The 12,186-nt window shown below is 52.2% G+C and carries 12 protein-coding genes; 8 read left to right on the top strand and 4 right to left on the bottom strand.

Annotated elements, in window-relative coordinates:
- Positions 1 to 15: 15 nt before the first annotated feature.
- A complete protein-coding gene (gene pta, locus DACE_RS11060; protein WP_006001238.1) occupies positions 16 to 1,017 on the bottom strand; it encodes a phosphate acetyltransferase in 1,002 nt (333 codons plus the stop codon).
- Positions 1,018 to 1,271: 254 nt separating this feature from the next.
- Between pta and DACE_RS11055 the strand changes: the two genes are divergently transcribed.
- Positions 1,272 to 2,135, top strand: coding sequence for an energy transducer TonB (locus DACE_RS11055; protein WP_006001236.1), 864 nt, complete (start codon positions 1,272 to 1,274; stop codon positions 2,133 to 2,135).
- An 80-nt stretch (positions 2,136 to 2,215) separates the two neighbouring features.
- Here the strand turns inward: DACE_RS11055 and folD are convergent, their stop codons facing one another.
- Positions 2,216 to 3,067, bottom strand: coding sequence for a bifunctional methylenetetrahydrofolate dehydrogenase/methenyltetrahydrofolate cyclohydrolase FolD (gene folD, locus DACE_RS11050; protein ID WP_006001233.1), 852 nt, complete (start codon positions 3,065 to 3,067; stop codon positions 2,216 to 2,218).
- A 65-nt stretch (positions 3,068 to 3,132) separates the two neighbouring features.
- On the bottom strand, positions 3,133 to 3,378 hold the full coding sequence (locus DACE_RS11045) for an FmdB family zinc ribbon protein (protein ID WP_006001230.1): 246 nt from the start codon (positions 3,376 to 3,378) through the stop codon (positions 3,133 to 3,135).
- Between the two features lie 300 nt (positions 3,379 to 3,678).
- On the opposite strand from DACE_RS11045, the gene DACE_RS11040 reads away from it, so the two are divergent.
- Positions 3,679 to 5,196, top strand: coding sequence for a sensor domain-containing diguanylate cyclase (locus DACE_RS11040; RefSeq protein ID WP_006001228.1), 1,518 nt, complete (start codon positions 3,679 to 3,681; stop codon positions 5,194 to 5,196).
- A 51-nt stretch (positions 5,197 to 5,247) separates the two neighbouring features.
- Complete coding sequence (locus DACE_RS11035) at positions 5,248 to 6,099, top strand: EamA family transporter (protein WP_006001226.1); 852 nt, start codon at positions 5,248 to 5,250, stop codon at positions 6,097 to 6,099.
- Between the two features lie 5 nt (positions 6,100 to 6,104).
- Here DACE_RS11035 and DACE_RS11030 read toward each other — a convergent pair whose 3' ends face one another.
- Positions 6,105 to 7,442 carry a hypothetical protein gene (locus tag DACE_RS11030; RefSeq protein ID WP_006001224.1) on the bottom strand — a complete coding sequence of 446 codons (1,338 nt, stop codon included), beginning with the start codon at positions 7,440 to 7,442 and terminating at the stop codon, positions 6,105 to 6,107.
- 381 nt (positions 7,443 to 7,823) lie between these two features.
- On the opposite strand from DACE_RS11030, the gene DACE_RS11025 reads away from it, so the two are divergent.
- Genes DACE_RS11025 through DACE_RS11010 form a run of 5 tightly spaced genes read left to right on the top strand, consistent with a single transcriptional unit; the run spans position 7,824 to position 12,134 of the window.
- Positions 7,824 to 8,837, top strand: a complete 1,014-nt coding sequence (locus DACE_RS11025; protein WP_006001222.1) for an AI-2E family transporter — start codon at positions 7,824 to 7,826, stop codon at positions 8,835 to 8,837.
- Positions 8,838 to 8,866: 29 nt separating this feature from the next.
- Positions 8,867 to 9,019, top strand: a complete 153-nt coding sequence (locus tag DACE_RS18185) for a hypothetical protein (protein WP_155809103.1) — start codon at positions 8,867 to 8,869, stop codon at positions 9,017 to 9,019.
- A complete protein-coding gene (locus tag DACE_RS11020) occupies positions 9,009 to 10,919 on the top strand; it encodes a hypothetical protein (protein ID WP_006001217.1) in 1,911 nt (636 codons plus the stop codon). The genes DACE_RS18185 and DACE_RS11020 overlap by 11 nt, the downstream gene beginning before the upstream one ends.
- A gap of 31 nt (positions 10,920 to 10,950) precedes the next feature.
- On the top strand, positions 10,951 to 11,520 hold the full coding sequence (locus DACE_RS11015; protein ID WP_006001215.1) for a LemA family protein: 570 nt from the start codon (positions 10,951 to 10,953) through the stop codon (positions 11,518 to 11,520).
- Positions 11,520 to 12,134 carry a YigZ family protein gene (locus DACE_RS11010; RefSeq protein WP_006001213.1) on the top strand — a complete coding sequence of 205 codons (615 nt, stop codon included), beginning with the start codon at positions 11,520 to 11,522 and terminating at the stop codon, positions 12,132 to 12,134. The genes DACE_RS11015 and DACE_RS11010 overlap by 1 nt, the downstream gene beginning before the upstream one ends.
- Positions 12,135 to 12,186 lie beyond the last annotated feature (52 nt).

The following is a 12,186-nucleotide window of genomic DNA, read 5'->3' as shown; positions in this document are numbered from 1 at the left end:
CAAGGCCAGGAGTGACTAGCCCTGCGCTTGTACCGCTGTAATCGCTGAAACACTGATAATGTCATCCACGGAACAACCGCGCGACAGATCATTGACCGGCTTAGCCAGCCCCTGAATGATCGGGCCAACCGCTTCAGCACCGGCAACCCGCTCAACCAGTTTGTAGCCGATATTGCCGGCATCCAGATCCGGGAAGATCAGGGTATTGGCCTTACCCGCCACTACAGAACCGGGAGCTTTCTTTTCACCAACTTTGGGCAGCAAAGCCGCATCAGCCTGAAGTTCACCGTCAATCTGTAATTGCGGATTAAGCTCCTTGGCCATGGCCATGGCTTCAAGCACCTTGTCGGCATCTTCATGTTTGGCACTGCCTTTGGTTGAAAAAGACAGCATGGCAACACGCGCATCCACACCAAGGAAACTCTTACAGCTACTTGCCGTAGAGACGGCAATTTCAGCCAACGCCTTGGCATCGGGATTGGGATTAACTGCACAATCGGCAAATAATAGAATACCGTTTTCGCCAAAATCGGGATTTTTGGTCACCATGAGAAACACCGACGAGACCGTCTTCATGCCCGGAGCAGTGCCGATCACCTGAAAAGCGGCGCGCAACACATCACCTGTGGTATTAAACGCTCCGGCCACAGCACCACCGGCGTCATTTTTACGGACCATCATCGAGGCAAAGTAAAGATTATCCTCCGCGGTCAGCAACTCCCGTGCCTGCTCAGGCGTTAATCCCTTTTTCTTGCGCAGCTCAACCAGCTCGGCAACATAATCTTCAAGCTGAGGGGCAGCTGCTGGTTCCAGAATCGTCACGCCATCAAGGGTCACACCAAGTTCAGCCGCTTTAGCCTGCAAGGTTGCTTCATTGCCAAGAAGAACGATGTTGGCCAAGCCATCGGCCACAATTTTCCCCGCCGCCTGAACCATCCGGTCATCATAGCCCTCGGGCAAAACAACCGTCTGCTGATTCGTGCGTGCTTTTGCTTTGATCTGATCTACCAGATGCATATATCCTCCTAATCTATAGAACATGGTTTGATTGCTCAACTTTTATACCTGATTCGTTAAACGGGCGTCAACCCTATTCAAGAAAACCTACGTGAAGACAACAAAAAGAGATTAGGCGCAACTGGAAACATACGTTATACTGACCTCGCAGAGATCGATGACAGACGTATGTGGGTCCTGTGCACCGGCTGATCTGTCTCACAGCGCCGTCACGAACCTCGTTGCTCAGATATCCCGTCAATACCCCAGGTGCCATGACCTCTTCCTCCACCAGATACACTCTGATCATCGGACTGATTCTTTCGCTGCTTGTTCACGCAGCCCTGCTGCTGTTTAATGTTCAGTGGCCGGAGGAAAAACCGTCGGCGAAAAAACCGATTCTGGTCGAGGTGCAGCCAACCAAACCGGTTCAGGAAACCGCCATCCCGGAAAAGACGGCACCACCACAACAGGCCCCGCGCACTGGCGCTGTCGACCATCAGGTGATCAAAGAACAAGCCCCTCCGGGCCAGGAAATGGAAGACAGTTCGCCCAAGATGGCTCAACCGGCTCCGGCAAAACCCAAGACAGCACCGCCTCCCAAACCAGACAAAGTGGAAAAACCGCGCCCAACCGTCACGGTCGATCCGCAGCAGCCGGATACCATCCCTGAAAAGAAACCGACAGAGCCGCTGCCAAGTCTGGATCAATTGCTGCAGACAGCCAACAATGCGGCGGCCAACATTACTCAGCGCGCCCAGACCAAGGCCCGCCCTAATGTGGAATCCGGAGACGACCTACTGCTTAATATGCGTGAAGATAAACTGTTTTCATTCTTCTCGCGCTTCAAAAAACAGATTTACGGGGTGTGGAATTATCCTGAAGAAGCCATGAAAAAACGCCAGCAGGGTGTTGCGTTGCTTAAAGTGGTTATTAATCGTGATGGCAGTGTCGAAGATGTTGATCTGGTCTCAGCCTCCGGGTTCGAGCGCCTCGACCGTGAGGCCATCGCAGCAATTTTCAAAGGTGGCCCCTATGGCGCTCTGCCTGACAGCTATCCGGAAGATCAGTTAACAATCATGGCCTATTTCGAGTACATCCTCGGCCAGCGGTTGCCCAACATCTATCGCCGCGAATGATCAGAACCAAGCCATAACAGCAAAACAAAAAAGGCTCGCATAGCGAGCCTTTCTCATTTAATCATAACCAGTCACAGAGCCTAACGCGACGCCCGTTGCATGGCGCTGTGAACGGTGTTAAACAGCAGCATGGTAATAGTCATCGGACCAACACCACCAGGCACCGGCGTAATATAACTGGCTCTCTTCTCAGCAGCCTCAAACTCGACATCGCCAACCAGCTTCTTGTCACCCACCCGGTTGATACCGACATCAATGACCACCGCCCCCGGCTTGATCCACTCACCCTTGATCATCTCGGGGCGACCAACGGCAGCAATCACCACATCGGCACGACCAACGTGACCGGGAAGATCAGTGGTTCGCGAGTGGCAGATGGTTACGGTGGCATTTTCAGCCAGACACATCAGCGCTACCGGCTTGCCGACGATGTTGGAACGACCGACAACAACCACCTCTTTACCATTCAGGTCACAGTCAATCGATTCGAGCATTTTCATGACGCCATACGGGGTGCAGGAACGAAACGTCGGATTGCCCGTGGCCAGACAGCCAACATTGAACGGGTGAAAGCCATCAACGTCCTTGAGCGGTGAGATCGCATTGAGGATACAGTCCTCATCAATATGATCGGGAAGCGGCAGTTGGACCAGAATACCGTCGATCCGCTCATCATTGTTGAGTTTGTCAATCAGAGCCAGCAACTCATCCTGTGTCGTTTCCGCAGGCAGCTTATGTTCATCGGAAAAAATACCGGTCGCCGCGCAGGCTTTCTCTTTCATACTGACATAAACGCGGCTAGCCGGATCTTCACCGACAAGAACCACGGCCAGACCGGGGGTGACCCCCTTGGCGGTCAGCTCGGCCACCTGTGCGGTCATCTGCTCACGCATTTTTGCGGCCAGCGCTTTTCCATCAATCAACTGCCCCATAAATTACCCTCCTTGACGGGTTTCCCCGCGATCAATGATTACGGTCGGTCGTCATCCTGAACCAATCAGGACGCCTTCGGACACCCGCCACAGCTACCATCGGCCGCAGCAGGACAGGATGGAGCCGACTTGGATGCCGAGTATCCCTGGTCATACCAGCCTCCCCCTTTGAGCGCAAAACCACTCTGGGAGATCAACTTTTTGACCGGGCCCTGGCACTCCCGACATTCTTCAACAGGCGCATCAGAAAATTTCTGACGCACCTCAAAAACCAAACCACATTCCTGGCATTGATATTCGTACATCGGCATAATGCATACTCCTTTATCACTTTAAATCAGCCGCTAAAGTAATCAGCTGCCTCGATTTTGTCAAGTCAGCCGACCACGCACTAAAAAAAGCTGCGGAATAAACAATCCATGACAAAATCGTTACTCCCGCCAACATCCCGATTTTACAGGCTGGCGATAAAACGAACACTGCAGAGTTAAAGACATTTTTCCTTTTTAGTCAAAAAAGCCAACAAAAAATGCAAAAGGTATTGTTTTTCACGCACGCTTTCTGGGAAACTACCACCCGTTGTGGTACAGTTCAAAAAAAGGAATTTCCTGATGTCAGCCATCGACCAATTACTCTCCCATGATCAGTGTAACCGCTTGCCAACGCCACCGGTGATTGCCATGCGAATCCTTGACGAGGTCCACAAAGAGGAACCCTCTTTTCGTCGTCTGGCCGCAGTAATCACCGCCGACCCGGCGTTAACTACGCGGGTTTTGCGTATTGCCAACTCAGCAATTTACGCCCCAGTGGCGCGCATCAACAATCTGGAATCGGCTCTGACACGTCTGGGAATTACCACCGTCACCAATATTGCCCTGTCTTTTATCCTCGTCGGTCATTTTAACTGCAATGAAAACAAGGGTTTCAATTTCACTTATTTCTGGAAACGTGCCGTCACATCAGCGGTAAGTGCAAACCTTATCGCCCAGAAAATCTGCAAGGCTAACGACAATATCTTTATTACTGCCCTTCTTCAGGACATTGGCGTTCTCATTGCGTACCTGTGTCTGGATGACTACAAAACGATATTCGACCCGGAACAGCGACGTCAACACACACTTAAAGCGGTTGAGCAGGAGAGCTTCGGATTTGCCCATTCACAACTTGGTTCAGAAATCCTTGAGCACTGGGGGGTTCCAGAAGCGATCTACCAGCCGATTCGTTACCACCATCTTTCCGACAACATTCCAGAGCCTTATGATTGTCCGGCCCATGTCATCAACTTGGCTGACAAGATTTCTGCAGTCTTTCATGGTCGACCGGTCCCGGAGAAGCTCAAGGTTTTCCGCAAGATCTTGGAGACACGCTACCACCTTTCAGAATTATCCATCACCAAGCTGATTGAAGAGATCTCTGAACAGAGCATGCAGATTTTATCCTTCTTTGAAATCCCCTCGGACAAAATGAAATCTGCCGCTGAGATCCTTCAGGATGCAAACGAACAATTGTCAAAACTCAATCTCACCAACAGTCAGTTACTTGACCAGTATCGTCAGGAGAAAGAGGCTGCGGTTCTTGAACGTCAGGAACTTGCCACGGTCAATACCGAGCTCAGTCGCCTGGCGTTTGAAGACAGCCTGACCGGACTCTACAATCTACGCTACTTTCACGACTATTTCGACCGTGAACTGCAACGATCCGCCCGTTACGGCACAGTATTCACCCTGCTGATGTTTGACATCGACGATTTCAAAGCCATCAACGACAGCCATGGCCACCAGGCTGGCGATCAAGTCTTGATTGAAATTGCAAACCTGTCGCGCAACATGCTGCGCAACACCGATGTGATGGTTCGTTACGGTGGTGAAGAATTTGCCGCCCTGCTGCCGGAGACCTCACTCCCCCAGGCACATGAAATTGCCAACCGGTTGCGCCAGGAGATCGAAAAACTCACGGTTGTCTGGAACAACAAAAAGCTTCAGGTCACGGTCAGTATGGGGTTGGCTTTTTACGATCCAGAGCAGGGAACAAAGAACAAAAATGAATTGATCGACATCGCCGACAAAGGGCTCTACCAATCCAAAAAAGCCGGCAAAAACCGCATCAGCATGCCTCAACAGGACAATTAGCCAGCGATTTTCCGCACCACCCCCTCTTTATGAAGGAACATTTTTGCGCCAATGCTTTACCTGATCCTCGTCTCAGTGATCTGGGCTTTTTCTTTCGGTTTAATTAAAGGCCAATTGACCGGCCTTGATCCCAGTGTCGTTGCGGCAGTACGTCTGCTGCTCAGCCTACTGGTTTTTCTCCCATTTCTTCGCCTACAGCGCTGTCGTTTCCATCATCTGGTCGCACTTATTCTGATCGGAGCGATTCAATACGGTTTGATGTATGTGGCCTATACAACCTCTTTTCGCTATTTGCACGCCTACGAGGTCGCGTTATTCACTATCTTCACCCCGATCTATGTCACGTTGATTAACGATCTGTTCAGTCGCCGCTTCCACCGTCGTTTTTTCTATGCGGCCTTGCTGGCGGTTGTGGGTACAGCGATTGTTCTTTACCGCGATTTTCACCATGGCGATTTTCGTCAGGGCTTTATCCTGCTCCAGGGCGCCAATCTGTGCTTTGCCTTCGGCCAGGTCGCCTACACCCGCATCATGAAAAGTATTGCCCATAGCGACCTGCAAGTCTTCGGTCTGCTCTACTTCGGTGCCGTTCTCAGCACAGTACCGATGGTCTGGGGAAAGTCTCTGCACCAGCTTACACAAATGACCTTGATGCAATCAGCCTCATTGATCTATCTGGGGGTTTTAGCTTCCGGGATCTGTTTTTTTCTGTGGAACCACGGCGCCCGGCAGGTCAATGCCGGGACCTTGGCCGTGTGTAACAACCTGAAAATCCCTCTGGCTATTGCCTGCTCGGCCCTGGTCTTTTCAGAACAGGTCAACTGGCCGCAACTCCTCATCGGTTCGGGGATTCTCTGTTTTTCCTTACTGCTCAACCATTGGCATCTGAAACGACTGCGATAAGCCCCTTAAAACAGATAAAGTAATTGCGCGGAAAAACGGTTGGGAAGGTCGTCTAGAATACGGTTGGAAACCGACGAATCGTTCTGATGCGGGGCCTCGCCGGAACGGATTTCATAGGTGAGCTTCCCTCGCAACGTCGAACTGAAACGGTAAAGAACACCTAGACTCAAGGTCTTGAATTCACGCTCGCTGTTGGTTTCGGTACCCAGATCGAGACGGTCATAGCGGGCGTTGAGCCAGAAGTCGGCAAAGATCTCACACCCCATGTCGAAATACCAACCCAAGGCCTGATCTTCGGGCAACACGTTATATCCTGAAACCGACAGTCCATTATTACTGACGGTTCCGGGAACCGCTCCGCCATCCGTTCCAGCAAAAATCATCCCGTTCGCCTTAATGATCTCACTTTCGATGCGCAGGTTTTGCCACAGCAATGTGGTGCCCATCCCGTATCGGCATCGCCGGAACACCCGTTCCGTGTGACTGATGCCGACATCGAGGCTGCGTTGGCCCTCCTGGTACCAGGCAAACAGTTTCCACCCCTGACGGCGGGTCCCTTTTCCAACCCCACGCAACCGTTCCGCTGCGAAATACAGATACAGATCGGGGTTGTCATTATCATCCTGCAGGTTGAGGCCGTGACCATTGGCGAGCATGGCAGCGTAGGTCAACTCCCACGGTTTAAAATTAAACGTGTTGAAAACCATGATACCAATATCTCGACAACAGCCGGCAACACCCGGAGCATTCACATCCGTGGGATCACTGCCATCGGCATCGAAGAACCGTTCCTGCATCAGCATGTTGGTCATATTGGTTAAATTGATGTAATTACAAGGCGGGACAAAACCGAGGGATTCTTCAACGGCAGGTGTTTTAAACATGCCGATGCGGATGCGCGCACCGGGCAGATGATTCAAGGTCACACTGCTTTCGATCAGGCGGATACGATTGTGGTCATCAATGCGCGTGGCCGAGTTATTGCCACTGATGGTTTTCAAACTGTAATTGATCTTATCCGTCAGGGCACCACGAATTCCCAACTGCAATTTTCTCAGATTAAATTCGGCAGAAGAGCGCTGATTCGGTGTCACCACCCCCGAGTTCAGTGCCGTGCCGGTAAACGGTCCCGCCGGAAGGTCGCCGCCACCGGCATTGATGTAATCGAGCAGTAAAAAACCACCAAAGCGAATAGGGGCTGTCTTTTTTTCCACCCCTTGTAACATCAGCCAGTTAACGGCTCCCGCCGAGTCCGGGCACAGCACATCACTGCTGAAAAGCAGAAGCATGCCCAGTACAACCTGACCCATCCACACCCGCAGGATATTCACCCGATAGCGCACCCCAACCTCCCCACAATCTTATGATTTCGCTAAGTTCACATGAATAACATGCGATCAATTATAAACCAAAACACCTTCAGCGACCAGCAATGCCTCTCATTTCATGAAATAAAGGCGGGTGTTCTCAACTAAGTAATGAGGCAAACGACCTCATCGTCTTCACCACGGCACGTCTTAGATGCGATAAAACGTACAAAGGCTTTTCGCTGCCAACAAAAACAACCCAAGAGACACCCTCATATTGTGCCAATGTTTCTTACATAAACTGATGAAAGAAACAGTTTACTCCAATAGATATTGAACCGTTGCCAGTGATTGTTTATGATGAGATTTTACTGATTTACCGAACTTCAATGCTACGCCTACCCTAACGGTGACATCATGACAACAACCAGCCCCTCCTGTGGTCGCATCCTCACAGCATTTGCCAGCCTGATTATCATCATTGCCGGATTGAAAAGCGCTCAGGATCTGATTGTTCCGTTCCTGCTGGCGGCCTTCATTGCCATTTTATGCCTGCCGTCCCTCCACTGGCTGGAACGGCGCCACCTACCAACGTCTCTGAATATTTGCATCGTCATTTCGGCCGCATTGCTCACCGGTTTACTGTTAGCCGTTTTTGTCGGCAGCTCGTTGCATGACTTTTCCCGAACATTGCCGACCTATCAGGCGCGTCTTCATGATCAGACACGCACCCTGTTCGACTGGCTCAACCAGCACGGCATCGATATTTCGTCGCAGATTGTTCTCGACTATTTCGACCCCAGCGCGGCGATGAAAATTGCCGCCAACACCCTCAGCGGTGTCGGTGCGGTATTAACCGACGGATTTCTGATTTTACTGACCGTCATTTTTATCCTGTTTGAAGCCAGCGCCATGCCGAAAAAACTCAAACAGGCGCTGAAAAATCCGGAACAGTCGTTTGCCCAGTTCACCCGCATTACCCAAAGTGTGCAGGGCTATCTGGTGATCAAAACCGCAGTCAGCCTGCTCACGGGTGCAGCGGTGATCATCTGGCTGATTATTCTCGATGTCGATTATCCGATTCTGTGGGGACTGTTGGCCTTTCTGCTTAACTTTGTCCCAAACATCGGCTCTATCATTGCCTCGATTCCCGCAATCCTTCTGGCGATTGTCCAACACGGTATGGGCACCGCCCTGCTGGTCGCCGGAGGGTACGTTATTGTCAACGTTGTGGTGGGCAACATCATTGAACCGCGTTTCATGGGCAAGCAGTTGGGTCTGTCGCCCCTGGTGGTTCTGTTGTCGTTGATCATCTGGGGCTGGGTACTCGGCCCGGTCGGAATGCTGCTGTCTGTCCCCCTCACCATGATCGTTAAAATTGCCCTTGAAACAACTGAAGATTCACGCTGGATCGCCATTCTTCTCGGATGACCCGGCCAGCGCTTAAAGGATATCCCTGGATGAACGATAAAAACAACGACCTGAAGAACGAAAACTATCTGGCTTTTTTTCTACTCATACTGGCGTTGATGGCTTTTGCCGTCATTGTCAAAAGTTGCAACATCGCCCAGTACAATCATCAGAACCATTCGGTGGAGCTTCATGACCTCTGATAACAACGACATCTTGCTGCTGGTTAAAGGGCAATCGCCCCAAGCGAATCTGGATGCACTGCTCGACGATCTGAAACCATTGAAGATCCTTGATCTGTACACCCTGCGTATGCGTTTAACCGGCCAGGCTGTCAATATGCTTCACAAAGGCTCCCGCGATGAGCTGGCCCCACTGGCAGCCATCCTGTCACGCCATCAGATTACTAACTGGATGGTTGCCCAACGAGAGCCAGTCGAGCTAGGCTCTCCCGATACCATTCATCGCACGGCACAAGGACTTGTTTTTACCCAAGATGGCCACGAGCATCTGCTCAGCAAAAACAGCGAGCCGTTGATTGTCCTTGTCGATATCACCGCCCAGGTGGTGGAACGGATCATTAAGCGCTCTCAGGTCCAATATGCATATACCGGCGGCGTCCATACCGATCAGAACCATGACGATCTGCGACGCGAAATTTTCCGCCAGCAACCCCGGATTGCCTTGGCCTGGGGTGGAACACCACAGCAACCGGACCACCTGCTCTATCTGTCCGCCTGGGATATTCCTCCGGAAATTCTCGGCGACAAGGCACGACCGAGCCGCAAATGGAATCTGTTTGAATTTCTCGAAGTCGTCTGCCAGCTGTGTCCCAAACATCACCTTGACACCAATTTCGGCATCGGCTTTCTGCCCGACTACCGCGTGTTCCCATGCGATGCGGCAGACCACAGCGGCATCAATAAAAATTTAGCAACCCTGGCCCGCTATACCACCCTGCTGCTCGACATGGCGCAAGACAACCTCCAACGCCAGCACACAACTGCGGGCGCAGCCCAGCAAGCCACCAATACGGTGATCAGTCTGGCCACAGCCTTTCAACTGTCGGGCGTCAGCCCCGGCCAGTCACAGCAGAAACCGCCAACACCCCAAAAAGCCCCGCGCCCCTCATTACCCGCACCACCCTCGCCACGCATGCTGACCGGGCTTTCACTGCACTTTAACGGTTGGCGTCTGCTGGCAAACCTTGGGGCGGTGGCACTGTTCTTCTTTGTCGAAGTCAATCACAAGGCAGCTGGCAGCTTTTATCACTACGGGTTTTCCACCGGACTCGCCCCGCTGGGCGTGAGCGGCCTGTGTTTGTGGAACGCTCTGTTTTTCTGGCGACTGCGCCAGCACATCAAAAATACCGCCACCAGCAAGGCCCGGTCCGCCGCCATGGGCATGGTCGAACTTTACGGCAAAGCCAAACGCCAATACGCACTGGTCTCTCCCAACACCCTGCAGCCCTGTGTCTACTACTCGCTCAAACGCTACCGCCGCACCCACAAGGATCACTGGCGGTTGACCAGCATCACCACCAGCGATACGGTGCCGTTTATTCTCGAAGATGATACCGGACGCATCAGCGTCAACCCGCACGGAGCAACGTTCCGGTTGAAAAACAGCCACAGCAGCAGTGATTTGACTTCAGCCAACGAAAAGTGGGTGGAAGAGGTGATCTATGAGAACAGCATGGTCTACGTGCTGGGGTTCGCCTCAACAGCCCACAAACACCAGAGTTCACTAGGCCAGCGGGTTGCGGAAAAGCTGCGCGAGCTCAAAGGCAACCGAGAACAGATGATGACCTACGACCGAGACAGTGACGGCCATGTCAGCTCAGCCGAATGGGATGAGGCGCGTTCAGACATGGAGCAACAGGCGTTGCACGAAAAGCTGCAACAGGGCCAGGACCGCTCCAATGAACAACTGGTGCTCAGTGCACCACCGCAAAAAGACCTGCCGTTTATTATTGCTGAAACCGAATCGGAAGCCAGCCTGGTCAGTCACTACTCGTGGCAGGTGCCGCTTCTGCTTATTGCCGGTCTGGCTGCTTTTGCCTGGGCCATTAAAGCCGGCGTCACGTATTTCCATCTCATTTAAGTGTGGGATCATTTTTTAAGGAGAAACAGCGATGACGACGTTGATTGTTCTGGGTGTTCTGGTTCTGCTGCTGGTTGTGGTGATCGGCTATGTGATCATGATCTACAATGGTTTGGTCCGTTTGAAAAACGAAGCGGATAAGTCATGGAGCAACATCGACGTGCTCCTCAAGCAACGCTTCGATGAATTGCCCAAGCTGATCAAGGTGTGCGAAGGGTATATGAAGCACGAGAAAGCCACCCTGGAAGCGGTGATCAAAGCCCGTTCCATGGTGGGACAGGCACGCTCGGAAAAAGAGCAACTCGAGGCTCAAAACATGTTGACCGACACACTCAAATCGCTATTTGCCGTCACCGAACAATATCCGGATCTCAAAGCGGATACGGCATTTCGCAGCCTCGGCAACCGCATCTCCGAACTGGAAGATCAGATCGCCGATCGCCGCGAACTGTTTAACGAATATATCACCATCTACAATATTCGCATCGCCCAGTTTCCGGATGTGCTGGTCGCCAGCAAATTCAACTTCACCGCCCGCGACCTGTGGGAGATCCAACCGGAACATCGCGCCGATGTCGACGTGTCATTCGACCATTTATAATGACACCACGTTACACAGTTCCGGCCCAGCGCTATCGCTGTGAAATTGAGGTAAAACGCAGCCGGTTTATCGCCACGGTGGCCGCCACGCCAACCATCGAACAATCGCGTGACTTCATTCGCACCATGCAACAGGAATTTCCTGATGCCAACCATAACTGCTGGGCGTGCGTTGTCGGCGCGCCCGGCGCCACTGCGGATACCGCCATGAGCGACGATGGCGAACCCCACGGTGCCGCAGGCAAACCAATGCTCACAGCGCTGCAACACAGCGGTCTTGGCGATATCACCGTGGTGGTCACTCGTTACTTCGGCGGCATTCATCTCGGCAAAGGCGGCATGGCCCGCGCCTATACCGATGCCGTTCTCGCGGCCTTGTCAGGGGTGACAACAAAAGAAAAAATTGACTACTGCGCAGTAGAGATCGGCTGTGACTATGCACTGCTTGAACCGCTGCAACGGCTTTTTGACGCGTATGAAGTTGTGGTTGACGATCAACAGTTTGCCGATCAGGTTACCCTGTTTTTGCGCCTACCCGAGGAGCACCTGACACGCTTCACCACCCATATCACCGACTTGAGTCACGGCCGCATCACCATCGCCATACCAGCCTAACCGCTCACCTCTGGACATTCCTTGCCGTCCCCGTTACAATCCGGTGCTATTG

Source organism: Desulfuromonas acetoxidans DSM 684, assembly GCF_000167355.1.
GTDB classification, from domain to species: Bacteria; Desulfobacterota; Desulfuromonadia; order Desulfuromonadales; family Desulfuromonadaceae; genus Desulfuromonas; species Desulfuromonas acetoxidans.
Note: the sequence above shows the minus strand (reverse complement) of the source record. Positions and strands in the feature narration are given on the sequence as shown.

What these genes read in the sequence shown, in the direction of transcription:
- pta (WP_006001238.1), bottom strand. Translation starts at nt 1,017, where the DNA reads ATGCATCTGGTAGATCAGATCAAAGCAAAAGCACGCACGAATCAGCAG.
- DACE_RS11055 (WP_006001236.1), top strand. Translation starts at nt 1,272, where the DNA reads ATGACCTCTTCCTCCACCAGATACACTCTGATCATCGGACTGATTCTT.
- folD (WP_006001233.1), bottom strand. Translation starts at nt 3,067, where the DNA reads ATGGGGCAGTTGATTGATGGAAAAGCGCTGGCCGCAAAAATGCGTGAG.
- DACE_RS11045 (WP_006001230.1), bottom strand. Translation starts at nt 3,378, where the DNA reads ATGCCGATGTACGAATATCAATGCCAGGAATGTGGTTTGGTTTTTGAG.
- DACE_RS11040 (WP_006001228.1), top strand. Translation starts at nt 3,679, where the DNA reads ATGTCAGCCATCGACCAATTACTCTCCCATGATCAGTGTAACCGCTTG.
- DACE_RS11035 (WP_006001226.1), top strand. Translation starts at nt 5,248, where the DNA reads ATGCTTTACCTGATCCTCGTCTCAGTGATCTGGGCTTTTTCTTTCGGT.
- DACE_RS11025 (WP_006001222.1), top strand. Translation starts at nt 7,824, where the DNA reads ATGACAACAACCAGCCCCTCCTGTGGTCGCATCCTCACAGCATTTGCC.
- DACE_RS18185 (WP_155809103.1), top strand. Translation starts at nt 8,867, where the DNA reads ATGAACGATAAAAACAACGACCTGAAGAACGAAAACTATCTGGCTTTT.
- DACE_RS11020 (WP_006001217.1), top strand. Translation starts at nt 9,009, where the DNA reads ATGACCTCTGATAACAACGACATCTTGCTGCTGGTTAAAGGGCAATCG.
- DACE_RS11015 (WP_006001215.1), top strand. Translation starts at nt 10,951, where the DNA reads ATGACGACGTTGATTGTTCTGGGTGTTCTGGTTCTGCTGCTGGTTGTG.
- DACE_RS11010 (WP_006001213.1), top strand. Translation starts at nt 11,520, where the DNA reads ATGACACCACGTTACACAGTTCCGGCCCAGCGCTATCGCTGTGAAATT.